Source organism: Paenibacillus silvestris (assembly GCF_009882985.1).
In the GTDB taxonomy this organism is placed as follows: domain Bacteria; phylum Bacillota; class Bacilli; order Paenibacillales; family NBRC-103111; genus Paenibacillus_E; species Paenibacillus_E silvestris.
On sequence record NZ_WTUZ01000040.1, the window covers coordinates 126,650 to 152,058 of the forward strand.

The 25,409-nt window shown below is 44.4% G+C and carries 22 protein-coding genes; 8 read left to right on the forward strand and 14 right to left on the reverse strand.

The genetic code is table 11. The features are described from left to right. Positions 1-54: 54 nt before the first annotated feature. Both GQF01_RS32615 and GQF01_RS32620 read right to left on the reverse strand, forming a co-directional pair. Positions 55-309 (reverse strand): YolD-like family protein, encoded by a 255-nt coding sequence (locus GQF01_RS32615; RefSeq protein ID WP_161411296.1) that lies wholly within the window; start codon positions 307-309, stop codon positions 55-57. A 22-nt stretch (positions 310-331) separates the two neighbouring features. Continuing rightward, positions 332-535 carry a YwbE family protein gene (locus tag GQF01_RS32620; protein WP_145663343.1) on the reverse strand — a complete coding sequence of 68 codons (204 nt, stop codon included), beginning with the start codon at positions 533-535 and terminating at the stop codon, positions 332-334. A gap of 401 nt (positions 536-936) precedes the next feature. Here GQF01_RS32620 and GQF01_RS32625 point away from each other — a divergent pair, with 401 nt between their 5' ends. Both GQF01_RS32625 and GQF01_RS32630 read left to right on the forward strand, forming a co-directional pair. After that, entirely contained in the window at positions 937-1,800 is an 864-nt protein-coding gene (locus tag GQF01_RS32625; RefSeq protein ID WP_235960779.1) for an AraC family transcriptional regulator, read from the forward strand. A gap of 139 nt (positions 1,801-1,939) precedes the next feature. Next, a complete protein-coding gene (locus GQF01_RS32630) occupies positions 1,940-2,221 on the forward strand; it encodes a hypothetical protein (RefSeq protein WP_161411297.1) in 282 nt (93 codons plus the stop codon). A 102-nt stretch (positions 2,222-2,323) separates the two neighbouring features. Here GQF01_RS32630 and GQF01_RS32635 read toward each other — a convergent pair whose 3' ends face one another. The 4 genes from GQF01_RS32635 to GQF01_RS32650 all read right to left on the reverse strand — a co-directional run bounded on the left by GQF01_RS32635 (position 2,324) and on the right by GQF01_RS32650 (position 5,863). Beyond that, positions 2,324-3,070 (reverse strand): SDR family NAD(P)-dependent oxidoreductase, encoded by a 747-nt coding sequence (locus GQF01_RS32635; RefSeq protein WP_161411300.1) that lies wholly within the window; start codon positions 3,068-3,070, stop codon positions 2,324-2,326. A 111-nt stretch (positions 3,071-3,181) separates the two neighbouring features. Further along, a complete protein-coding gene (locus GQF01_RS32640) occupies positions 3,182-3,571 on the reverse strand; it encodes a MarR family winged helix-turn-helix transcriptional regulator (protein WP_161411302.1) in 390 nt (129 codons plus the stop codon). Positions 3,572-3,957: 386 nt separating this feature from the next. Beyond that, entirely contained in the window at positions 3,958-4,914 is a 957-nt protein-coding gene (locus GQF01_RS32645; protein WP_161411305.1) for a D-2-hydroxyacid dehydrogenase family protein, read from the reverse strand. 88 nt (positions 4,915-5,002) lie between these two features. Continuing rightward, positions 5,003-5,863, reverse strand: a complete 861-nt coding sequence (locus GQF01_RS32650; RefSeq protein ID WP_161411308.1) for an AraC family transcriptional regulator — start codon at positions 5,861-5,863, stop codon at positions 5,003-5,005. A gap of 128 nt (positions 5,864-5,991) precedes the next feature. Between GQF01_RS32650 and GQF01_RS32655 the strand changes: the two genes are divergently transcribed. Both GQF01_RS32655 and gdhA read left to right on the forward strand, forming a co-directional pair. Further along, positions 5,992-7,506, forward strand: a complete 1,515-nt coding sequence (locus GQF01_RS32655) for a sulfatase family protein (RefSeq protein ID WP_161411310.1) — start codon at positions 5,992-5,994, stop codon at positions 7,504-7,506. A gap of 1,048 nt (positions 7,507-8,554) precedes the next feature. Further along, on the forward strand, positions 8,555-9,925 hold the full coding sequence (gene gdhA, locus GQF01_RS32660; RefSeq protein ID WP_407945447.1) for an NADP-specific glutamate dehydrogenase: 1,371 nt from the start codon (positions 8,555-8,557) through the stop codon (positions 9,923-9,925). Positions 9,926-9,969: 44 nt separating this feature from the next. On the opposite strand, the gene GQF01_RS32665 is transcribed toward gdhA, so the two are convergent. The 3 genes from GQF01_RS32665 to GQF01_RS32675 all read right to left on the reverse strand — a co-directional run bounded on the left by GQF01_RS32665 (position 9,970) and on the right by GQF01_RS32675 (position 13,995). Continuing rightward, complete coding sequence (locus GQF01_RS32665; protein ID WP_161411312.1) at positions 9,970-10,422, reverse strand: GNAT family N-acetyltransferase; 453 nt, start codon at positions 10,420-10,422, stop codon at positions 9,970-9,972. 88 nt (positions 10,423-10,510) lie between these two features. Beyond that, positions 10,511-11,626 (reverse strand): acyltransferase family protein, encoded by a 1,116-nt coding sequence (locus GQF01_RS32670; RefSeq protein WP_161411314.1) that lies wholly within the window; start codon positions 11,624-11,626, stop codon positions 10,511-10,513. 137 nt (positions 11,627-11,763) lie between these two features. After that, positions 11,764-13,995, reverse strand: coding sequence for a helix-turn-helix domain-containing protein (locus GQF01_RS32675; protein ID WP_161411316.1), 2,232 nt, complete (start codon positions 13,993-13,995; stop codon positions 11,764-11,766). Between the two features lie 422 nt (positions 13,996-14,417). Here GQF01_RS32675 and GQF01_RS32680 point away from each other — a divergent pair, with 422 nt between their 5' ends. The 4 genes from GQF01_RS32680 (at position 14,418) to GQF01_RS32695 (ending at position 19,115) form a co-directional block, all read left to right on the forward strand. Further along, positions 14,418-15,317, forward strand: a complete 900-nt coding sequence (locus GQF01_RS32680; protein ID WP_161412086.1) for an ABC transporter permease — start codon at positions 14,418-14,420, stop codon at positions 15,315-15,317. A gap of 37 nt (positions 15,318-15,354) precedes the next feature. Further along, positions 15,355-16,221: a carbohydrate ABC transporter permease gene (locus tag GQF01_RS32685; protein WP_407945448.1), complete on the forward strand. Its 867-nt coding sequence runs from the start codon at positions 15,355-15,357 to the stop codon at positions 16,219-16,221. Between the two features lie 66 nt (positions 16,222-16,287). Continuing rightward, positions 16,288-17,814 (forward strand): extracellular solute-binding protein, encoded by a 1,527-nt coding sequence (locus tag GQF01_RS32690; RefSeq protein WP_161411321.1) that lies wholly within the window; start codon positions 16,288-16,290, stop codon positions 17,812-17,814. 74 nt (positions 17,815-17,888) lie between these two features. Then, positions 17,889-19,115, forward strand: coding sequence for a BNR-4 repeat-containing protein (locus tag GQF01_RS32695; protein WP_161411323.1), 1,227 nt, complete (start codon positions 17,889-17,891; stop codon positions 19,113-19,115). A 374-nt stretch (positions 19,116-19,489) separates the two neighbouring features. On the opposite strand, the gene GQF01_RS32700 is transcribed toward GQF01_RS32695, so the two are convergent. The 5 genes from GQF01_RS32700 to GQF01_RS32720 are packed head-to-tail and all read right to left on the reverse strand — an operon-like array spanning position 19,490 to position 25,409. Then, the gene (locus tag GQF01_RS32700; protein ID WP_161411324.1) at positions 19,490-20,569 is read right to left on the reverse strand and encodes a dihydrodipicolinate synthase family protein; all 1,080 of its coding nucleotides are present in this window, start codon (positions 20,567-20,569) and stop codon (positions 19,490-19,492) included. After that, the gene (locus tag GQF01_RS32705; protein ID WP_161412087.1) at positions 20,569-21,585 is read right to left on the reverse strand and encodes an NAD-dependent epimerase/dehydratase family protein; all 1,017 of its coding nucleotides are present in this window, start codon (positions 21,583-21,585) and stop codon (positions 20,569-20,571) included. The genes GQF01_RS32700 and GQF01_RS32705 overlap by 1 nt, the downstream gene beginning before the upstream one ends. Beyond that, positions 21,585-23,234, reverse strand: coding sequence for a TIM barrel protein (locus GQF01_RS36990; RefSeq protein ID WP_328803579.1), 1,650 nt, complete (start codon positions 23,232-23,234; stop codon positions 21,585-21,587). The genes GQF01_RS32705 and GQF01_RS36990 overlap by 1 nt, the downstream gene beginning before the upstream one ends. 50 nt (positions 23,235-23,284) lie before the next feature. Further along, positions 23,285-24,193, reverse strand: coding sequence for a Gfo/Idh/MocA family protein (locus tag GQF01_RS32715; RefSeq protein WP_161411326.1), 909 nt, complete (start codon positions 24,191-24,193; stop codon positions 23,285-23,287). 28 nt (positions 24,194-24,221) lie between these two features. Next, on the reverse strand, positions 24,222-25,409 hold the full coding sequence (locus GQF01_RS32720; protein WP_161411328.1) for an N-acetylglucosamine-6-phosphate deacetylase: 1,188 nt from the start codon (positions 25,407-25,409) through the stop codon (positions 24,222-24,224).

The window sequence follows — 25,409 nt, forward strand, 5'->3', positions numbered from 1 at the left end:
ATTTAGTGCAATTTTTTTAGTAGAAAAAAGCGGCCTAATTCGGCCGAAAAAGAGCTAATCTCTTGGGTATTCCACTTTCATAATATCCATAAAAGGTACTTTATCCAATTCCCCATTGCCGGTCTCCATATGTACTCGCCCTGTGCGTGAGTCCATCGTTTTGATAAGACCACGTACCGTTTCTACACGACCCCAAACCGTAAGGACAATCTCTGAATTTTCCATCTTCGCTTCCGATAGTTGATTCCCAATTTCCTCTAAAACAAACTCGTCGCGCGTTGGTCTTTTTGCAACTTTCGCTTTTGCCATTCTCGCTCCCCCTGCGTCCTAATCACCTAGCCGGCGATAAAATTTCTTTAACTCTACCTACTTGTCCATCGGTTAGTCTTACTTTAATGCCATGTGGATGTGTCGGTGAATTCGTTAATAAGTCTTTCACAATTCCTCTTGTTAGCTTTCCGCTCCGTTGGTCTTGTTTTAAGACAATATTGACTTCGATTCCCGGCAGGACATCTTTACGATTTTGCCCATTCATGCTGTTGGAGTCGCCTGCTTTCTTCTGAGATTGTGCTTCATTATAACATATATTTCACACATTCCCTACCCGAAGTGCCAACATAAGTAAAACCCATTACAACCGTTAAGATGACCCATACGATGATCGATATAGAAGATTTGGGTCATCTGAAGCACAATGACCTGCTCATACGTGAATAAAAACCAAAATTTCGCCCTGAAAATTAATTCATACTATTAATGATTAATGTCATTAAATATTATCATCCACATCTGACTTATACTTTTTTAGTTGAAATAATTATCTTTTTTTCATAGTTCCCATGGATGAAATATTCAGATACAATATAATTAGTTAACACCATTAAATTCGTGATAAATCAATAATAACAAGGACTTCTTACGGAGGTAATATACAAAATGCCAAGATTCATGGACTATATGATCAGTCCTTATCCACTGCGGATCATTACGCTGCCCATCGACTCCAGCAAACTAAAGCTGCAATCATTAATCATTTCCAACGTCGGACACTTGCCTGGACGCATCTCTTTCCGACATCAAGCCTCTTTCTCCAAATGGGCATTTATTTACTTGTCTGGTGGCAGTGGGTCCTATCAAGCCAATAATGGTCCTGTGCAACGTGTGGAGAGCGGCACTCTCCTCTTCTTGCGACCAGGCGTCATTTATAATTATGGCCCAGATCAGGGTGGGTATTGGGATGAGTATTATTTTACTTTTGAGGGAACTCGTATAGATGAATGGCTTAATAGTTGGTTAACGAATGTTGATGAAGCGAAGCAAGTCGGCCATGAGGATGCTACCCAACACAACCGAATTGAACGCATCTTCATGTTGATGGAGAGTGGATTACCAGATAACATTGACCGCGCGGCGCTGCTTGTGGAAACATTACTTTTTGAATTTATGCTGAAGGCGCAAGCTACGGCCCAAACGACAAAAACACAGCAAGTCATCGATATCATGGATGATCTCGGGGATTCCCTCTTCCAGCCTTTCGATGCGAAAAGTATCGCTAAGCGGCATCACATTTCAATTTCAACACTTCGTAGAGTCGTGAGTGAATATACAGGCTATCCGCTCAACGCTTATATCAACCGTTTGAAAATTGCTGAAGCGAAAAACATACTCCTGAATACGGAGGATTCTGTCAAAGAAGTGGCGGATTCGTTAGGCTTTAAAGATGTCTTTTACTTTTCACGATTATTCAAAAAGTACGTCGGCGTTGCCCCTCTTATTTACCGAAATAATATGCAGCTGTAAATTAGTTTACATAACATTAAATATGTAAACTAATTGCGTCCTTTTTTATAAAAATGAGTGCTTCGTCCTAGTACGACTTGTCATCGAGCTACATATGATAAATTAGTAGTAAATCTTCCCAATGGGGGGGTGAATCCAAATGACACTAGCACTTACAGGATGGATGCTCTACGCAATGTTTGCAGTTCTTGGTTTAATGGGCCTGAGCTTTTTGTTCAACTTATACAAATCTCTAAAAGCCGGTTCGTTCTCCAGTTCTTTATTTCTCTCTTATTTGAAAGACTTACTGTTCTACGTGTTCCCATTATTCATGCTTTCCAACATGATGGCTCTTGATCCTACAGGTTTCTTACTGTTAATCGGTTATTATCTTGGCGCACTCGGAGTCGTACTCAAATATTTGGAGAGCTTTAAAAAATAATTTGTAACCGCATTCACAAAATGCTCATGATATGGCTCATACAGAGAGCCAAAAGCAGCCATGGATTCATGGCTGCTTTTTTCATTATTATATAAATAAGCATTAAGATATTACAAGCCCGCCATCCACACCAATAATTTGTCCCGTGATCCAACCTGAGTCTCTGTCGGCCAAATTAACAACCCAACTTGCAACATCATCTGTTACGCCACGACGCCCAAGTGGAATCATCTTGCGCTCCTGTTCCTTCACTTCATTAATCTGCTCCTCGCTAAGTCCCATACGATCTCTGAGGAAAGCAGTTTCTACCGGTCCACTAGCAATGGCGTTCACACGAATCCCTTGCGGAGCGAGTTCAAGAGCCCAGCAGCGTGTCAGATGTTCTACCGCAGCTTTACTCGAAGCATAAAGAGATAAACCTGCCGCTGCTTTACTTCCGTAAGTGCTTGACATGTTGATGATGGCTCCCTTCGTTTTTTCGAGGTGCGGAATGGCAGCTGCAGCTAGCAATGTCGGACCAGTCACATTTACGGCAAAAATATCGCTAATTGATTTCGCACTTACATCTGCTAATGGTTGAATAACGCCGCCGCCTGCATTATTCACGACGATATCAATTCGTCCCCAATGTTCAAGTGCAGCTGCAACGGTTTTGTTTGCCGACTCCGGATCGCTGACGTCCGCTACAAATGCTTTAATGTTTGGATCGCTGGCAGCGATTTCTTCTAATGGGCCTATTTGCCGCCCTGTGATTAATACTTTTGCTCCTTTTGCAGAAAACATGCGAGCCGCGGCAAGCCCGATACCGCCACCGCCACCTGTAATAATGGCAACTTTATCTTTTAACATGTTCAGAACTCCTTTTGTTTAACAAATTTAAAATAGAATTTCATTAACTAACTAACAATTAATCAATTAACTATTAGGGAGACCTGTCCCTTTAAGGACAGAAGCTCTTGCTTACACCAACTTTTTCAACAACGTTGCCAACTGATTTTGTTCTTCCCGGCTAAGTTTATTACCGACATTCTGTGTAATAGTCTGTTCATATACAGGCCATACTTGTAATATGATTTCATGACCTTCTGGGGTCAAACTAACTAGAATTCTTCTCCTATTGGATGGATCGAAATTTCTTTGAATGCGTCCTGCTTTCTCCAAAGAATTTAATAAGTTGCTAATATTCGCTCTAGTAACAGCGAGATCATCGCTTATCTCCGATGGGACCATAGCCCTTCCACTTGACTTAAGAGCAACTAAGACGCACCAACGGCCCAACGTCAAATCGAACTTGGCGAGTTGCTCCTCTAATTGCTGAACCAAATGATGATTGGTTTTATATAGTGTCAAAAAGACATTGACCGGTTGAGGAGATTGTTCAAAAGGGTTCCACTTCTCTATAGGACATAACCTCCGTCTGAATAGTTAATTGGTTAACTGTTTGCCATTTAACAATACGTTTTTCATATGTACTTGTCAAGTCAACGAGTTATCCAAAATCTAACTTGTCCTGATTACAACGTCAGCGATCAAGCCGCCGCTCCTCTTTATGCCGCCTGTTACGAGATATAGGCAATTGTCTTTTCAACCAGACTACCTAATCGGCTTCGCCATTTTACCTGTAGAATTTCCTGTTATTTCACCCTTGAGCAATAAAAAAAGAGCAGCCCCTACTTGCACGGGAACTGCTGCTTCACTAGATCATGTCATAGATTCCGTTCATCTTCCCTTGTATATCAGGAAAAAGTTCGAACCGGTGATCCCGCTAAATAAGCTTTGATATCATCAACTACATCTCTATAAAAAGCCTGATAATTCGCCTCGGATACATAGCCGATATGCGGTGTAGTCAGAAGATTCGGTAACGATCTGTATTTATCAGCTTGCGGCAGCGGTTCTACCTCAAAGACATCGACTGCGGCTCCGGCGATCGAGCGGCTCTGCAGAGCTTCAGCAAGAGCTTCTTGATCAACGATCGGGGCACGGGACGTATTAATCAAATAGGCAGAAGGCCGCATATGCTTGAGTTCCGCCGCGCCGATCAGACCTCTTGATCGTTCGCTTAAAACAAGATGAATCGACACAAAGTCACTGCTTTCAAGCAGCTCTTCTTTGGAACCAGCTAATCTCACGCCAACTTCATCGGCCTTCTCTTGCGTTAGATTCTGGCTCCATGCTACGACATTCATACCGAACGCTTGACCGAACTTGGCGATCTTCGTGCCAAGGTTGCCTAAGCCTAGTACGCCAAGCGTCTTGCCGTATAAATCTGTTCCGATTGTGCTCTGCCACTGACCACCGCGAATTGCGTTATGCTCTTGCACGATGTTGCGAGCTAGTCCAAGAACCAAAGCCCAAGTGAGCTCGGCGGTTGCGTTGCCAGCGCCTCTCGTTCCACAAACGGTAATACCTTGCGAAGCGGCAGCCTCCAGATCAATGGAGGCATTCCGCATGCCCGTGGTAACTAGCAGCTTCAAGTGAGGAAGCCGCTTAAGAAGAGATGCGCGGAAAGGAGTCCGTTCGCGCATAATCACGACGATTTCGCAATCGGCGATTAGTTCGACAAGCTCATCTGGCGAATCGATATGGCGATTGATGGTTTTGACTTCCACTTGGTCCGTAATCGGTGACCAATCCGCAGCTGTTAAGGCCACTTGCTGGTAGTCGTCTAAAATTGCGCAGCGAAGCTTCATTATGTCATTGCCTCCTTCATCGTACATGTGAGTATACCAATTTCAAGTATATTCCTGTCGAGAGTGCCTTGCAAACTATTAGCTCCTATCAAGGCCTATTTTCAGGAGAATAGCCATAATAATTGCGAAAAGCTCTTGAGAACGAATAGAGACTTGGATAGCCGACACTATACGCGACCTCCGTGATTGTGCGGTCCTGCAAGGAGATCAACGCTGAAGCCTTTTCCATTTTGAGACGGTATAAGTAACGGTTAGGCGATACCCCTATCCGCTTCTTGAAGATATCAGAGAAATAGGATCTATGTACCCCCGCCTCCTCAGCAACCTCTTTGATGCTGATTCCTTCCATCGCATGCAGCTGCATAAAATCAAGCGAACGTTTCAGCCAAGGAATGTCATTTACGTTCCTATTAGGCTCATTTAAAGTCCTTCCTTCTTTCATAAGAATAGCGAAGATGCCATACAGCTTTTCCAGCAATTCCGCTGAGAATCCGATATCCTCATCTCCATCTGGCTGCTCATCTATGAACTGAAGGATAGCATATAGTTTCGCCCATACTTCCCTACTACACCTTGTACGTAAAATAGGAGAGGCTTGAGTTAGTCCTAGCGCGTGAAGCAGCGATAAAGCTTGGGGGCCTTGAAAAGCTATCCAAACAAGCTTTAATGTCTCCTCCGGTTTAAGAATGCGGTAGGAATACGATTCATCCGGGAAGAAGCAGCAGATGTCATCCGCTTGCAGAATCACCTCTCCGTCTTCGTATTGAAGAAGCAGTTGACCTTCAACTACGAAATGCAAGCTGTAGCACTCGATTCTTTTCGGACCGACCTGATAGTTCGGTTTGGCCACGTTATGCCCCATGCGGATACACCATAAGCCACTCATCTTAATAAACTCATTCGGATTCAAATAATAGTGCTGTGCATATTCATGCGCAAACTCCTGCATTGTATTTCACCTCATGATTCTTACTATACCTGACAAAATGTTAAATGAATACAAAACCGTGGTATTTCCAATTCTGCATCAAAACCTTATTCTTAATATATAAATATGATAATTGGAGGAGTCATCGGATGAAGAAACCTAATATCTTGTTAATTACAAGTGATCAGCAGCACTGGAATACGCTTGGTGCTTTTAACTCAGAAATTAAGACTCCCAATATAGATCGTTTGGTGAAAGAAGGAACGACATTTACACGTTCTTATTGTCCAAATCCCACCTGTACACCGACTAGGGCCTCCATCATTACAGGTATGTATCCAAGTCAGCACGGAGCATGGACACTGGGTACGAAGCTGTTAGAAAATGTGCATACGGTCGGTGAAGATTTTCGTGAAGCGGGTTACCATTCTGCCCTTATAGGAAAAGCTCATTTTCAACCTTTAGTTTCAACCGAACAATATCCCTCTCTCGAAGCCTATCCGATCTTGCAAGATCTTGATTTCTGGAAAAAGAATAATGGACCATTCTACGGCTTTGATCATGTTGAACTGGCACGCAATCATACGAATGAAGCACACGTTGGCCAACATTACGCCCTTTGGATGGAAGAAAAGGGTTGTATGAACTGGCGTGACTATTTCTTGCCGCCAACGGGTACGATGGATCGCTCCATTCTTCATAAATGGCCTATTCCTGAGAAATATCACTACAATACCTGGATTGCTGAAAGGACCAACGCACTTCTGGAGCAATATAAAGATGAAGATCAAAGCTTTTTCCTATGGTCCAGCTTCTTTGACCCACACCCGGATTATCTGGCTCCTGAACCTTGGGATACGATGTATGATCCGAATGATCTGACCATTCCGACCATCACTCCTGGTGAGCATGATCAGAATCCACCTCACTTTCAGTTAACGCAATTGGAAAATCCCGATTTCAAACCTTGGAAAGAGGGTGACTACGGGATACACGGCTATCATTCCCACTCAACTTTGTATGCTGAGCATGACCGTAAACAACTAGTAGCAACCTACTACGGCATGATTAGTCTGATGGACAAATACATTGGGAATATCCTGGACAAGCTCGATGAATTAGGGCTTGCAGACAATACAATCGTGGTATTTACAACGGATCACGGGCATTTCTATGGTCAACATGGCCTCCAGGCCAAAGGCGGCTTTCACTACGAAGACCTTATCAAAATTCCTTTTATTGTTCGGTATCTAGATCAAGTTCCAGCTGGCGTAACATCACCTGCCATTCAGTCATTGGTTGATTTGGCCCCTACCTTTCTCTCGCTATGCGGCATTACGATTCCTCACCATATGACAGGGTTGGATCAGTCACAAGTTTGGCGCGGTCAGAAAAGTCAAGCCCGCGACCATGCCATCTGCGAGTTTCGTCATACCCCAACGACGATTCATCAAAAAACGTATGTGGATGAAAGATATAAAATTACCGTGTATTATAACCAAACGTATGGTGAGGTTTTTGATTTACAAGAAGATCCAGGGGAAATTCGTAACTTATGGCCTCTTCCCGAATATCAAACCCTTAAATCGGAGCTTTTGTTGAAATATGCATGGGCGGAACTAGGCAAAGAGTCTATGGCGATGCCCCGAGTATGGCATGCCTAACGAGGATGAAGATATTGAATAACCTCGGAATGCATGGCCCATCTATCATCTGCCGCAGGAAGGGGACCCCCCTCCACTGAGCGTACAGTTCTTGGGGGTAAATTATTGTGAATCGGATTATTGCAATATTTGAATGCTTGCGAAGGATTCTTGAAGATTATCGATTACTTCCCCAATTTCTGGATACTAGTGTCCTCTCGCCCTTCGACGGGGTCCATCTCTCCTCATACGTTGGAGTTTCTAATAGACACCTGAATCGCTTGTTTAAAAAAGAAGTAGGAACTACCATCTATAACTATGCCGATCCCCATTATTTCTCGAACCTGTTTCGCAGCAAAATGAATGTGTGACCTAGTCACTTTCGCAATGCCCGCGAGGAATCATTTCTTCGCGGCTTTTTTTAACATATAAGATTTATAGCTTACCCCTTATTTATGTCACAAGTTATAAAATTGGGCGTTGGAGAGTGTTTTTCAACTGGTTTTTGTTCAGAGGGTCGATGAGGAGAGTCAAACTCATTGGATGAATTCCAACGAACATGCGATTTCTGACGCTTAAATGCCATTCTAGTTGGACAAAATCCAACGAAGAGATGAATTTTGTGGGGGTTCAGGGCCATTTTAGCCGACCAGGTTGGACTTCATCCAACGAAAAGTAGAATGAAAACGTCTTCACGGCGTTCTCAATGGATTTCGTCCAATGAGAGCTGGAAGCAGGCTAACTTCTAGCATGTTTAAGTGCTCATAAAAGGTGGGGTGCAGTAGATAGGTAAGGTGAGTGGGGCCATATAAGAGCAGGATCGTGTGGAAGGAGAAATAAAGAGTAAGTAAGAGACACTTATCTAATTCCTTCCCATGATCGAACATATGGGTTTAAACGAGGATCTAGCCGCAGGCCAGCTTTTTTTAACCTCGAATGGGCACTTCATTAACTCATTGGAGTAAGCTTACATGACATGTAAATTTTGATTGCTCAAATGCCTAGGATAAGGTAAAACTATTATAATAAACTTTTTTAACTATACTTGATTGCGAAGGCGGATGAGATTGTGATAGTTCAGGTCGACAACGAAACAGTTGCAAGAGAATACGTGCACGGCGTGTACGAGACAGTGGTAAGACGTAATCCTCATGAGAATGAGTTCCATCAAGCAGTGAAGGAGATTCTTGAGTCCTTGATTCCTGTTCTCTCCAAACATCCGAAATATATGAAACATGGCATCCTTGAACGGATCGTTGAGCCGGAGCGCTTAATTACTTTCCGCGTGCCTTGGGTAGATGATCAAGGGAAAACACATGTGAATCGCGGTTTTCGTGTGCAATTTAACAGTGCAATTGGACCATACAAAGGTGGTTTGCGGTTTCATCCCTCCGTTAATGCAAGCATTATCAAATTTCTTGGCTTTGAACAAACTTTCAAAAACTCCCTTACAGGCCAGCCAATTGGCGGCGGCAAAGGCGGATCTGATTTCGATCCCAAAGGCAAGTCCGATAATGAAATCATGCGTTTTACGCAAAGCTTCATGACTGAGCTTTATAAATATATGGGACCAGATACGGACGTCCCTGCTGGAGATATTGGCGTAGGTGCGAGGGAAATTGGCTTCATGTTCGGTCAATACAAGCGAATTCGCGGGGCACACGAGGCGGGTGTTTTGACTGGCAAAGGAATTATCTATGGCGGGAGTCTGGCACGTACAGAAGCGACTGGATATGGTTGCGTTTACTTTGTAAATGAGATGCTTCAAGCCAAAGGCCTTAGCTTTAACGGCAGCACTGTCGTTGTTTCCGGTTCAGGCAATGTGGCTATCTATTCCATGCAAAAGGCCACGCAGTTAGGCGCTACAGTCGTTGCTTGCAGCGACTCCAATGGCTATATTTATGATAAAAACGGGATCAACCTAGACACGGTTCGTCGCTTGAAGGAAGAGGATAGAAAGCGAATCAGCGAGTACGTCAATGAACACCCGACTGCCACTTACCACGAGGGTTGTGATGGCATTTGGACGATTCCATGCGATATCGCCCTGCCAAGCGCGACACAGAACGAGATTAATGCAGAATCGGCGAAAATTCTTGTAAGAAACGGTGTACAAGCGATTGGCGAAGGCGCGAATATGCCGTCCACGTTGGACGCGATTGACGTATTCCTACAGGCAGGCGTGCTCTTCGGACCGGCCAAGGCAGCGAATGCGGGAGGAGTTGCCGTATCAGCGCTTGAAATGTCTCAAAACAGCATGCGCTACTCCTGGCAGTTCCATGAAGTAGACGATAAGCTTCATGCGATTATGAAGAATATTTACAAAAGCGCTGTTCTGGCGGCAGACGAATACGGTCATCCGGGGAATCTTGTCGTAGGCGCCAATATTGCTGGCTTTACTAAAGTCGCTGATGCAATGATTGCCCAAGGGGTTGTCTAAAAGAATGGAGAAACAGGTTGCCACATGTGCTGGCAGCCTGTTTTTTAGTTTTCACTGAATGTCTTAATGAAATTTTTCTGATCCTTAGTAAATTTATAACCACGCTGTTCGTAGAAATGATGAGCTTGTACCCGTGATGGATGCGATAGCAGCTTAATCCCCGAGTATTCGGCATTCTTTGCCCACTGCTCAAGACTTTCAATCAACATACGGCCTATACCTTGATTGCGATATTCCTTCTTTACAACAAAACCTAGGACGTTTACTAAGGAGTCAGAAAAAAGCAGTTCATAAGGACTTCCATGAATATAGCCGATCACTTCGTTATTTTGCTCATAAATAAAGATGATATCTTTGGTTTTCGTTGTAAGGGTGACTAACTTCTCTTTCACTTTCTCTTCTGTAAATACAGATAGATTCGGATTAAAGTGTTGGTTCAAAATATAAATATCCTCATAATCTGAAATCCTAACTTCTCTGACATTGTTAGTTCCCACATTCAAACATCTCCATTCTTTACATGCTATGTCACTTTATTAGCCAAATGAGCTGCAACTCCATTTACTAGTTCGCCTTTCTTTTTCATTAACCTGCCTGGTTGTAGTCCATCCAATTCACTTTTCTTCTTGTCGTAAACTTGTCCCTTATCTTCATGATCGGTACTTCATAATACTTATGCATCAGATATGTAAAAGAAGTCATTAGAACCAGCGCAAATATCAGCAAGTACAAGCTGTGGCCGATACTAGCTGTCGTATTTTCCCGGCTGAACCAGACAAATATATTCCAGTGAAACAAATAGTAGCCATAGCTTTGGGAACTGATGAATCCAAAAACAGCACGGATTTTAGGAAAATGATCGATTCGTGGAATATGCACCTCCAAATAGGCGATCAACATCGCAATACATAAAGAAACAAAAGTAAATAAGAACGTACGGTTAAACCAGGAATGATCCATCGTTTGATTTTGTATACCAGTGTAGACCAAGTAACCGCTAAAATAGATGAGCCCTGCTAGTGCAAGGAGCAAGGAAGCTTTTCCAGCCATATATTTGTGGTAAAAATAGGTATGGAACGTTTTAATACCCGCAAGAATAACGCCAAACATGAGGCTGTCGAGCCGAAGCGGAATTTGTTTACGTACCCCGAAATCCCAAACAGGCTGACTGTGAGATACTTGATAGATGCGAAGAAGGAGCGGGATAATAAGGATTAGAGATGTCATGATGAAGAAGGCAGCGGATTTATTCCGGAATTTCCCAGTGATAAGGAGTGGCAGCGGGATTAGCAGATAGAACCACTCTTCTATCGACAAACTCCATGAGATCGGCAGGAAGGATAAGTCCTGCTCTTTAAAGTTTTGCAGGAAGATCAGGTTCGTGGCATCCATATGGTGATTAAAAAACATGTAGGTAGTGAGCAGCGCAAAATAATAGAGAGGCAGCGTCCGGAACCATCGGCGGAGATAGAAATTTTTCAATCCTGACAAAGAGCCGTTGTCAACGATGTCATGCAACAAAATCTGGCCAATTAAAAATCCGCTTAAAACGAAAAACAACTCCACCGCCAAATAGCCAGTTACATAATTGAGCGGATTAAAGTCATGATACTTCATGAAAAAGAACCCAAGTCCGTGACAGAATAAGACTAGCAAAATAGCGGTGCTGCGAACGATATCGAGTCCAGCGTTGCGTTCCATTCTCTCGTTCTCCTTCCCTAACTATAAAATAGCATCTTGTAATCGCTTACTTCCTACTATATAACAAATGAATTTTCAATATGCTAAAAATAGACCCACAGCTTCAGGCTGAGGGTCTACGTTAAATCTTGCTATAGTTAACTTAGTTCGTCTTCTGTGCGCTTCTCCCTACGAAACTCGCGTGGCGGCATCCCCGTGAATTTCTTAAACATTCTGTTGAAGGAATTAATGTTCTGGTATCCTGCATGGCTGGCGACATCTTGAATTCTAAGGTCAGTTTCCAGGAGCATCTGCTGTGCTACTCGGATTCGCACTCCGTTAATATAATCAATGAAGTTCTCCCCCGTCTTATCCTTGAAATACGTGGATAGATAACCTCCTGTAATATGAAGATGCTCAGCTACGATATCTAGCGTAATATCTTGAGAGAAATGCTTATTTACATAGTCCACTACAAAATCAATGACAGGATCTTCCTCTTTCTGATTTCCTCGAATCTCCTCACAGGCAGCAACAAGCAGCTGGCTGAAAAATTTACGATAATGACGCCCCGAATAGAAACTTTGACTCGTACTTAGTCCAGCTAAGACGGGTTGTATGGCTCGTTCATCTAAACGTAACACATGGAACGCTTTACGCACCTTTTGGACGATATCAATTAAAAACTCTTGATATTGCAGCACCGTTTCACACTTGCGTTCCATAAGAGCAAGCTGGCGATCAAGCAGATGAAGCAACTCCTGTGTATTGCCTGCAGCCAGATTACAGTCGAATTGCTGTTCTTGCGCAGGTGTAAACAAATGGACGGATTGACGACCAGCAAGCTGACGGACAATTTGGGTATCTTCGTTAAGCTTGCGCTCTTGCAGCAGCTTAACCGTCTGCTCATAGGCCTCAGTGAAATCAAACAACTGTGGAAATGCCGGTGAAATCGCTATGGTTAGGAAATAAAAGTCAGCATCATGAGCTACGACCTGCAGTAACTCTGACATATAGGAATTCATACGGGACTCGTCAATCTCATTAAAGACGGATAGCATTTGTCGACTCTCAATCTGAATGGTTAATGAAGCGGGGAAAACTTTTAACAAACTATGATTGATAAAAGTATAGATGCTGTACGTTAGGGGGCCAGGCTCTTCTTTCATTTCCTCCCAGAACCTATCCTTGTATGTAATCTCGTACACGACGAAACGATATTCCTGTGCAGAGATCATATCAAGCGCTCCTGGTGAGCCGCTGTATATTTTCTTTAGTTTATTCAAGTAACCGTAAGACAAAAGTTGGATATTCTTTTGAGCAAGATCCGATTGTATCCTTGCATTCGTCTGCAGCATATCATCCATCTTCTGGCCGATTAATTCAAACTCGCGAATATTACTTTTGAATCGAACATCCTCGCCTCTTGACGTCTGCAGGGAAGAAACCAGTTGCTTAACCGGACGGTTAAAGCGAACACTGAACAACACGGAAACAATAACACTGACTATCAATGTAAGAATAAGCACAAATAATAAGGTTAGATTCAGTTTAGAAATCTGCTTGGAAATACTAGCACTCGGTATGATATTCAGATACGTATACCCGCTGTTCTGTCCAATCTGATAAAAGTAATACGTATTGTCACGCAGCAAATAAGTTTTGTCTGTTGGAAGCTCTGGAAGCTCCTCTCGATTAGCCAAGCCTCCCGTTGAGAACAGGGGTGAACCCTGCTTGTCCAAAATAATGAAATTGGCATTCACAGAACGATGGAAAGCATCGAATAATTGATTAGCATCCATCATCGCAACCAGGTAGAAGTCATCATTTTGCCAGTGTTTAAGAACATAGGGGATGAATAGTCCTTTGGTTGTCACATCACCTGATTTGTGAAAAGAATACTCATAAAATTTGGACATGGGAAACATCTTGGCACTATACGTTTCTTGAAATTGCTTTTGCCAAAAAGAATCCGGGTAATCGGTGCTGGCATAGAACTTTTCGAACATGGATACTCTGTCATTGGTTCCAATTCTGCTTAATGTAAGAGAACCTTCCTTAAATACGATAATGGCATTGTCTACATAGATTAGAGGATTACCGACAACCTTGATAATCTCCTGCTTCACCCTATCGAGCAAAGCGAAACGAGCATTCCCGCTAGCTTTCTGAAGGCGATCGACATCATCGTTAAAATACAGTGCATACATTTGCTTTTGGACGAGTTGGAAATGTTCCTCATATCTCTCCGAGGTAAATCGAATGTTCTGCGCATTATAACGAATGATTTCATTTCGAATATTGTTCTGGAAAAACGTAAAAGACAAGTAATTAAAAGACATAAGCAACACAATGACCGTGAGGAAGCCTAGCAGCAATCGAATGAGCAAGGAAGACGTTCTAGATTGAACTTGCGTAATTAAACGTATCCTACTCCCCTCCAGACCTATTTTTATGGTCTTACCTATCTCTATGTACTTATCACATGCGATAAGTCTTACTTAAATAATACGGAAAAAAGCCTATTTTGCAAATTCACTTTTTCACGAAAACTTAACATATTTACGAATTTCAAAGAAGAATCATAGATGAGGGGAAAATTCGGAATTATTATGGATTACATTCCATACGAACGGTGCTATGCTAATTTCGAAATAACAATAACGCTTACACCAAAATGATGCTCGGCAATGACAAATGACAGCACTATCAAGTCGCACTCATGATCGGGGGGGATACACAAATGAATAAGTTAGACGCTGCTGGAGCAAGTCCGGATACTTCTTTGCCGGTCGTTCCCGGTCGAACGCGGATGATGTGGAGGAAAATCGCCAAAAGTAAAAGTTTGCTTCTCATGTTCTTACCATGCTTGCTCTATTATTTAATTTTCAAGTATTTGCCCATGTTTGGCATTGTCATTTCCTTCAAGGACTACAACTTGTACAAAGGCATATGGGCCAGTGAGTGGGTTGGACTTAAGTATTATAAGATGTTTTTCAATAGTCCGGATTTCTGGATCCTATTGCGCAATACATTTTTACTCGGCATTAATAAACTTATATTCGGATTCCCTGCCCCTATTCTATTGGCCTTGCTTCTTAATGAGGTCAAGCATATGGTATTCAAGCGCTTTGTTCAAACAGTTAGTTATTTACCCCACTTCATCTCCAATGTTGTTGTTGCTGGAATGGTCGTTATGTTCCTTTCACCTTCTCAAGGATTTATTAATCAAATGATTCATTCCCTTGGCTTTGAACCGATTCATTTTATGATTAAACCGGAGTTGTTCCGCTCGATTTATGTCAGTTCGGAAGTATGGCAGCATATTGGATGGGAGGCAATTATTTATTTAGCCGCACTTTCATCCATTGATCCTTCCCTCTATGAAGCAGCTGATATGGACGGCGCGAGCCGCTGGAGGAAACTATGGAACGTCACACTGCCGGGAATTTCCACGACAATCATCATATTGTTCATCCTTAATGTCGGTCGAGTGCTGGAAATAGGATTTGAGAAAGTGTTCCTGCTGTATAACCCTGCTACCTATTCTACCGCAGATATTCTAAGCACCTATGTGTACCGAACAGGGCTCGTTAGCGGTAACTTCAGTTACGCTGCTGCGATAGACATGTTCACTGGGATTGTATGTTTCTTCTTCATCTATAGCACGAATGCATTAAGCCGGCGTTTATCGCAAACAAGCCTGTGGTAAATCCTGATCTTGCGAGGGAGGAGGATTTTTTAAAATGATACGCTCAAAAATAACTTTATTTTCAGTCATTAATATCTTAATCCTTCTTGGAGTCGTGCTGGCTACGTTGTATCCTTTCATCTATATGGCAGCTGTTTCCCTAAGCAGTAACATTCATGTGCTCAAAGGAGACATCAGCTGGTATCCCAAAGGCTTCACTATAGACATGTATAAGGTCGTTCTAAAGGACCCGCGAATTGGCACTGCTTACTGGAATACCATTATTTATGTTGTGTTGGGCACTTCAATTTCCCTTATTATCACATCACTTGGTGCCTACGCTCTTTCCAAAAAAAATATGGTATTTGGGCATGGATTCACTATGATTATTATTTTCACCTTATTCTTCGGCGGTGGAATGATCCCCACTTTTCTTGTTGTAAAAGAACTAGGCGTAATTGATACCGTCTGGGGGATGGTGCTTCCTGGAGCTGTGAGCACATGGAATTTGCTCATTATGCGTACCTTCTTCTCCAATATTCCTCCAGAACTAGAGGAATCCGGACAAATGGACGGACTGAGTGATTTCGGAGTTTTCTTCCGGATTGTTGTCCCTTTGTCACAAGCGGTATTTGCCACAATAGGTTTGTTCTACGCGGTAGGATTATGGAACAATTTCTTGCTGCCGCTGCTATATTTGCGAGATCAGGAGCTTTTCCCCTTGCAGGTCATCTTGCGCAACATCGTGCTGGCCGGACAAACGAACCAAGCGGACATTGCTGCAGTTGGCGATGCCAATGTTGTCCTGGAGGAGCCGCTTAAGTTCGCAACTATCATGGTTTCTACGGTTCCCATCCTCTTCGCCTACCCTTTCCTACAAAAGTATTTTGTCAAAGGCGTAATGATCGGGGCGGTCAAGTCTTAGCTATACGGAACACAGTGTTTTCAAACTCAGGAAGAAGTTAGAACAATGAAAAGGAGAGGTTAACGCATGAAGAAATGGACTACGACACTTGGAACACTCTTAATCAGTGCCTCAATGTTAGTTGGCTGCTCAGGAACAGAATCCCAGCCAACAGCTTCAGACGCAAGCGGTCAGCCAAAGTCTGCTGTTACTACAGAAAAGCCCAAAAATACGTTTACCATGTTGTTAGAGGTTCACCCGAATTGGCCGTATAACAAGGACTGGGTTGTCTGGAAGTGGATTGAAGAGAAAACCGGTGCCACTTTCAATGTTCAGCTTCCATCAGGTGAACTGAAAGATACCATTAATCTGAATGTTGCCTCCGGTAATATGCCTGACATCACCTTCTTCAACCCTCGGGCAGATGCCGATAAGTTCGGACAGCAAGGAGTACTCGCCAATATCCTGGATTATAAGGATGTAATGCCGAATTTAACAGCATGGCTGAAGAAATATCCAGACATTGCGAAAGCTTCTTTAGCTGCTGACGGAAAGATGTACATGCTTCCTAATGAAGGCTTCGGTGAAACGAATCGTGTCATTTGGATGTATCGAGAAGATATTTTTAAGAAACACGGACTTAACCCTCCTTCCAATTATGAGGAACTTATTACAGTGGGCAAAAAGCTGAAGGAACTATATCCGAACAGCTATCCATTTTCCTTCAGAAGCGGAGCTAATCTTGGAATCCTTAATTTCTCCACTGCACAGTTCGGCACAATGAATGGTTTGTTCCAAGATGAGAAAACGGGCAAGGTTCGCTACGGTCCGATTGAGAACGAGTATAAGAAAATGATCGAGTTCTTCCAACGAATGCAAAAAGAAGGACTTATTCCTCCAGACTGGCTAACTTTCAACGTACAACAATGGCAAAATGCCGTATCTAATGACCAAACGTTCATGATACTCGATTATATTGGTCGTCTAGATTTGTTCAACATCCCTATGAAAAAGACGAATCCTACCTTCAATCTTGCCTTCATGCCTCCTCCTGAAGGTGTACCTGGATTCAATGTAAACCCTTATACGCACATTCTAGAAACCGGCATGACCTTCTCTTCTAAATCCAAGAAAGTCAAGGAAGCGCTCCAAGCCTTTGATTGGTTTTATAGTGAGGAAGGTAAAGAACTTTTAAGCTGGGGCAAAGGTGATGAAGTGTATACAACGGAGAATGGGAAAAAGAAATTACGCCCTGAATATCTGGATATAACGGATGTTCGTAAGAAAACCGGATTAGCGACTAACGGTACCTATACTTGGTTTGATTATGACGCTCATCTAATTCCTGCAACACAAGAACAGCGTAATGCCTATGATTTGGCACGCAAGCATGACAGTGTCTACCATGTGAGACCACAGTACATTGAAAGCGAGCTGTCCAATGTCTCCTTACTGCAAGCTGCTGTAGACAAGCACCGCAACGAGCAAATCACCAAATTCATTCTGGGCCAACGCAGCATGGATGAGTGGGATCAATATGTCTCCGAAGCTAAGAAGTTAGGCGTAGACGAACTGATGAAGATTACTCAAACCGCTTACGATCGACTTAAATAATCAAAGAACGCCCTACCGGGAGCTATCATTTCCCTGTAAGGCGTTCTGTTTGATCAAGATAAGGAGAATGGCAGATGAATCCACTTTTAAGCATGAATCACGTTTTCACATTAGACGGAGCTTGGTGCTTTTTCGCCGACCCGCGTGCGCTCTACTACCTAGGTCAGCATCGTAGAACGTATGTCGGCTGGTTGAATAGCGCAGGAGACGTATGGATTGGCTATTACGATCATCTGCTGGCTGCCTACGATTCTTTCTTGATTCGCTCGGCTCTACAGCAGGATGATCACGCCAACCCCTCGCTATATATAGACGAATCGGGACATATCACGATTTTTTATTCCGCTCATAATGGGTCCACGATGTACTATCGAACAACAAGTTTACCGGAAGACCTCTCCTCCTTCGGAGCAGAGAGACAGCTCCCCGCGAATACCGATGGGCATTACGGCTACACTTACCCTAATCCGATCTATTTATCAGAGGAAAATCAACTCTATCTGTTCTGGCGTGGAGGCAATTTCAAGCCAAATTTCAGCGTCTGCTCTGATTTGGAGCACGGCGAATGGTCATCCGTGCGGACTCTGATCATGGACAGCGGCCAACGGCCTTATATTCGTTATGCGTCAAACGGGAAAGACACGATACATTTCTCTTGTACCGACGGGCATCCGAATATTGAACCTAATAATAGTATCTACTATGCCCGTTATCGAGAAGGTGCTATTTATCGGGCAGACGGTTCGCTAATCACGCAAACGGTAGATTTGCCGCTAGAACTATCCGAAATTGATGTCGTGTTCGATGGCAAAGAAGCTAAACGGAATGCCTGGATTTGGGACGTAACCGAGGATGAACAAGGACATCCTGTCATCGCCTACGTGGTCTTTGAGTCTTTGGAGGATCATCGTTACTACTACAGCCGCTGGAATGGCGTTCGGTGGCTGACGAATGAGATCACAACTGCTGGCCGTTGGTTCCCACAAACGCCTGACGGCGTTGTAGAGACCGAGCCCTACTATTCAGGTGGAATCATTCTTGATCACTCTGATCCATCCGTAGTTTATCTTTCTCGTGAAGTGCAGGGGACGTTCGAGATCGAACGGTGGTCCACCATAGATCTTGGAGTTACTTGGGTATCAGAATCGATAACCACAAGCTCTACTTGCCATCAGATACGGCCATACTTAACTCGTGGCAACCATGACGGGCAAGCGATACTATTTTGGATGAGCGGAGATTATACGCACTATACAAATTACAGGACATCTATAAGGTACAGATTAGTTCAAAGATCCTAAGAAATAAAGCTGAGAAAAAGAGAGGCATGTCCCACGGTCATTGCGTGACCGGAGACAGCCTCTTTGTTATGGAGCTGCAAGATTAGCAGGAAAACCTCCAGTTATTTCAAAGAATATCTCTCAGAAAATACAAATAACTGGAAAAAATACAGTTAATCCACCCCTACTTTCCGTCTCTATCGTTCCCATTAACAGGATAAATTCCATTTATTCTCTCTTTGGCTGAGTTACTAAATAAATTTGCGGTAGTATTTCCCGTTAACACTTGCTGTGCAGCACATTTGTCGGTGCTCGCGGGATACATCCAGTTGGTTTGAGAGACTACAACGTAATTGATGAACAGGCAAGAAAAGAGACTCCCCGCTTCCCATTGACTATTTGTTCGCAAGCCATTGCTCCAAATGTTTCGTGACAAACGCATCATCATTCAAATGTGGATACTCTGCGTACATCCGGTCAATCTCCTCAACTTGCCCAGGAGATAATACCTCATTCGGATTCAAGCACCACGTCCCTTTGAGCAGTCCTTGACGGCGCAGTACTTCATGAATCCCCGGAATGCAGCCATCAAAATGGTGAGCGGGGTCAAAGAATGCCGCATTAGCCTCCGTTACCTCGATATTTCGAGTCAACCACTCTTTGTCGATCTCTCCCCGGTTTCTCGCCTGCTTTATTTCCTCAAGCAATTCGACAGCCTTCTGTGTCCAAACTGCCCAATGCCCTAACAGGCCACCGACGATGTTTTTCTCTACAGGAGCACCATTGACTTGAAAGCGGTAAGTCGTCAACAAATCGTTAACAATGTTATCATCATTACCCGTATACAAAGCAATTTCATCGCGTCGGCTTGAATAGCAGACGGCTCGTACAACATCAATGGTTTGGTACCGATTAAAAGGAGCCATTTTGATCGCGACAAGACCTGGAATTTCCGCAAACTGCCGCCAAAAATCAAAGCTGAATATACGCCCGCCTACTGATGGCTGTAAATAAAAGCCGATGACCGGGATCTGACCGGCCACCGCTCTAGTTCGCTCCAAAATATCCGCTTCCGTCCAATCCTTCAGACCGCCCATACTAAGAAGCCCTGCATCATACCCTAGCTTAAGCGCCAGCTCAGACTCTTCAAGTGCCTGCTTCGTAGGACCGCAAATACCCGCCACCTTAATAAAAGGGCGCTGTAAGCCCGCCTTGTCTATTTCCTCTGAAGCCATCCGCAGCACAGGTTCCAGCAGGTTGACGTCTTTATTTCGAATTTCAAATTGGGTCGAATGTACGCCAACCGCAACCCCTCCAGCGCCCGCAGCCATATAGTACCGGGTTAATGCACGCTGATGCTGTTCATCCAGCTGACGGTTTTCATCCAAGGCCAGAGGATGAGCAGGAATGACCAGCCCTTCATGCAGCGCTTGCAGCTTTGACGTAGACAAGTCTCTGCGTAAATAGGAAGGCATTAGAATTTCCCCTCTCTTTCCTGGAAATGCGTTTCTTTGTTCCACGTTGCGCCATCACCTGCCACCCATTCAGCAATCCAATCCAACATTTGGAGTAACGTCACGCGTGGATATCCGAACAATTGAAAGGCTTTAGAAGCATTGTTTAACAACGCATCCTCAGCTTCCTGTCCAATAATGACAGGCTGAGTGCCAAGGCGCTTACCGAATTCATGAGCGATCCAGCGCATGGACATCGTTTCCGGTCCTGTTACATTTAATAAATTCGGTGGACTTGTACAGATTCTTAAACTCCTAAGCGCAATTTCGTTGGCGTCTCCCTGCCATATACAATTGACATGCCCCATGGTTACATCAATTGGCTTGCCGGATTTTACTGCTTTGGCTACCTCGAGCAGCACGCCATAACGAAGATCAATCGCATAATTCAGACGATAAATGACCATGGGAATATCATATTTCCGAGAAAAATAGTCAAATATACGTTCACGCCCAAGCGTTGATTGACCGTATTCGCCTAACGGAGATGGAGCCTGCGATTCTGTTGCACCGCCTTGGAACACGGGGGTAAACGGATATATATTTCCAGATGAAAAGACAACAATGCGGGAGTTTTTAAATTTCTCCGCTACGCGTCCTGGCAGGTACGAGTTCATTGCCCAAGTAAAATGCTCGCGTCCCGTTGTGCCAAATTTATTACCGGCCATGTAAATGATATTTTTCACATCAGGAAGTTTCTGCAATTGTTCATCATCCAATAAATCGCACGCAATCGTACGGATGCCTTCCTGCTCCAACTGTTCCTTTAAGCCAACCTCAGAAAAACGTGAAACGCCCCATATTGTTTTAGTCACACCAGCTTTCTTAAGTGCATTCCTAGCAAGTCTCGCTAAGCTTGGCCCCATCTTCCCGCCAATACCGAGCAGCATGATATCCCCGTCCACCGCAGAAATATCCTGAATTAATGCTTCTGACGGCTCAGCAAGTTGGGCTTCCAGTTCGTTGATGGATTTGATCATGCGTGACCCTCTCCTCGTCTTGATACCTGTAGTGGTTGTAGAAGTCCATAGGAATCTTGATCTACAAACAAAGTGCAATCCGGATGAGTGCGCAAGATGGATGCCGGACAGGACGTAGTTATGGGTCCGCGAAGCGTCTGTTCAATAGCAGCGCGTTTGGTAGATCCTGGAACGATGCAGAATAAGTGCGCACCAGACATCATTGTCGGTATGGTCAGAGTCAATGCGTGGGTAGGAACGGCATCAAAGTCTGGAAAACAGCCGTCATTAACCTGCTGTTGCCGGCAAGCAGCATCCAGTTCAACTGGCTTAAGGATAAGACTGTCTGCAAAATCAGCCACAGGAGGATCATTAAAAGCAATATGACCGTTTTCCCCGATACCAAGGCAGATGATATCAATTGGTGCAGCCGCAATTAGTTCACTATAACGTTGGCATTCCTGTTCAATTGTTGATGAGCTCTGGATCAAGTGAAGCTCCCCCGGTTTAACCATCTTGAACAACCTGTCACATAGAAACTGGCTGAATTTTTGCGGTGCATCATCGGAAAGACCGATATATTCATCCATATGAAATGCGGTGATACGCGCCCAATCGATGCCTTCCTGTTTCACAAGTTCAGCCAAAAATTCATTCTGAGAAGGGGCAGCTGCAAACACGATTCTCACATTGTCCTTTCGCGACTGCAGTTCTTTGATCTTCGTTCCTGCTGCCACGGCAGCTGCAGCTCCCATGATCTGGCGATTCTCAAATACCTTCACATTAAGCAGCTCAGCCTTCTCTTCAGTCAACGAGGGATAGCTAAACAACTTTCTTAATCCCTCTAAGGATTGCTTGGTCCCCTCCATTTTCGTGCCGCCAGGTGGAATATAATGAGTCTCAATGACATAAAGTCCTTGGTATCCCTCTCTCTCCAAATCAAGAATTTGTTGAACGTAAGGAACTCTACCGGATCCAATAGGCACGCAGGAGGGTTTGCCGCCGCTCTCAGTAAAAGCATCCTTCAGATGCACGTGGGCTAACAAGTCTTTGACTTCGTTATAAACTTGCGGATAAGACCAGTGCACTCCCAAGGCTTCATTGCCCGGGTCCCATAAGGCTTTTAAGTTTGGAGAATTGACCTCACGAATGAGCGATGCAACTTCGAAGGCATAACCTCCATTACAGGAGGCTTCATTCTCTAACAACAACGTAACGTTGTGCTGTGCAGCAATGTCTGCAGCTTTTTTCAAATGGGTTGCTACCACATCTGCGTACGCTTCCGTTTCCCTCTCTCTCCAAAAAGAGAATATCCGAATCAGACTCGTGCCGAGCTTCTGCGCAATCTCTATCGTTCGCTGAAGCTTGGCAAAATGCGCATCAACACTCTCCTCTGCTTGCCCGAACCTATCCCCTGCTTCAACGGGCCGAGATGGATCAAGTGCACATTTAAATAGTGGCGAAGCCAATGCCGATATGTGCAGGCTTCGATTAACGACTTCCGTACGAACCCGCTCTATCTGATCATCCGTCAGGTTGGCAACATTTATTCCGTCCACCACTCGAATTTCCACGTATTTCAAACCTTCGGCTTGTATCCAATCCAGAGCTTCTATGAAATCATCGCTTACTTCATCACTAATGACGCCAAGTCGGTCCACTATCATAAGTCATACACTCCTTCAAAAATGCAGATTCTATATGTGCAGAAAATAGGCTATAGCCTTACCGTTTTTCCAGTTGCCCTGCTCTCATTAGCAGCTTCCAGGAAACGAATGATTTCTATCGTTTCTTGAGGAGCAATAGACGGAGTTCCGGATTGAAACATGGCAACAGCCGCCTCAACTAGCCCGGCATATTTCGGTTTTGGATGCTTATCGCCATCTACGAATTCCGTTTTATTCGCGCGGTGTATGACGGCACCGAATGATTTATTTCCCTGCCGGTTGCCCCGGATTGTCCCCATTCGACCATCCTGCCAAACACCAACAACCAGTTCATGGAACTCGCTCGTGCTTGCTGTTACCTGCACACAGCCTTGACCCAAAATGCGATACAACATCTCTGCAGCGTGAATACCGTACCAGAACAGGCCTGGCTGTGTTGACTGAAGCTCCGCCGGTCCGTAGCAATCAGCGCCAATAATATCATCTGTCCCCTCTGAAAGTGCATTAACCAACCCTTGTTCATAACGCAGCGAAGATGCACTCATCAACGGCACGTTATGTTCGGCAGCGAGCCGCAGCATTTCCTTGGCATCCGAAGTCGAAACAGCAAACGGTTTATCAATGAACACGGGCTTGCCAAAGGGAGCAATTCGACGAAACTGCTCCAGATGAACGCGTCCATCCACAGAAGTGAGCAGGACCGCATCGGAGTGTTCCGCTACTGCCTCGGGAGAATCAAGCAGCTGCACACCGTACTCATCCCGAATCGCACTTGTGAACCGCTCCAGCCTTGAATAACTCAGTTCAAAATCAGGGGACCCACCGGGAAAAGCATACGTGACCTTCCCCCCGCGAACATGAAACTCATTATCTTGCTCGTTTAAGAGCTTAGTAAAAGCAGTGCAGTGTGAGGTATCCAATCCGATCATTCCGATAATCAACGATTTTGGTGTCGTCATGACAGTCAGCCCTTTCTGTACTTTTTTGCTATTCTCGCGCTTGTGATACAAGTTTTCCTTCTTTATAAGTGCTCAAAATATGTAATGAGCGGTCGTCTTGATACTCAAATAACACGAGATCCGCCGGAGCATTTTGTTGAAGTCCTTTGGCTATTGGCAAGCCCATTAACTCTGACGGCCTGATAGATGCCATATCCCATGCATCGGCCAAGCTGCTTAAGCCTTTCTTCACCAGATGCTGAATGCCCCATAACAGCATTTGTGCAGACCCAGCCAGCAAGTTGGCATTCTCAGCTAGATGCAGCTTCCCATTTGGTGCTAGCACGACTTCGCCGCCAATATGCGTTGTGTAGCGTCCCGGTTCAAGTCCACTCAAAAAGACGGCATCGCTAACGAGAATTGCTTTGTCACCCTTCATCCGCATAAATACTTTCAGCACCGACTCCGGTAAATGGAAACCGTCAGCGATCATACACGCCCAGAGCTCATCTGACGCCAACTGCTCCCATATGTAATTCGGATGCCTTGGCAGCATCAAGTGGGCTGCGTTGCCGAGATGCGTGGATACCTTGGCCCCTGCGGTAATCGCTGAACGAATTTGTTCGGGCGAAGCACTGGTATGCCCAATAGATACCGTAACTCCGCTTGCTGTACAGCGCCTTATAAACCTATCAGCTTCCGGCCATTCCGGAGACATCGTCACAAAGGCAATACGGCCTTCCGCAGCTTCTTGCCAACGCTGGAATAACTCCCAATCCGGTGCTGTAATGTATGATTTACTATGAGCGCCCCGCGGTCCATCTTCCGAAGAGAGGAAGGGCCCCTCCAGATGGATTCCGCCAATGCAGCTACTAGTAAGGGAATCCTCTCGACAAGCTTCTGCAATGGCTCCAAGTGCTTGACTAATCTTATCATCACTATTCGTGATTACCGTCGGGTAATAGGTGGTGACACCTTTCTTCCAAAGATCACGCGTAAGTTCGCATACCGTTTCCTTCGCTAACGGTGCTTGATTAAAGTCCCTGCCAGCGTAGCCGTTGATTTGCAAATCGACTAGACCAGGGCCGATCCATGGCAGCTGCTCCCGATGCTCAGCCTTCAGCAAGCGAATATCCGTAATACAGCTTTCGGCTATAGTGACTTCTATTGGCTCGCCTGTCCGGTAATGTCTACCCTTAAGACTGGTGTTACCCTCAACTTGTTCGATTCTTATCAT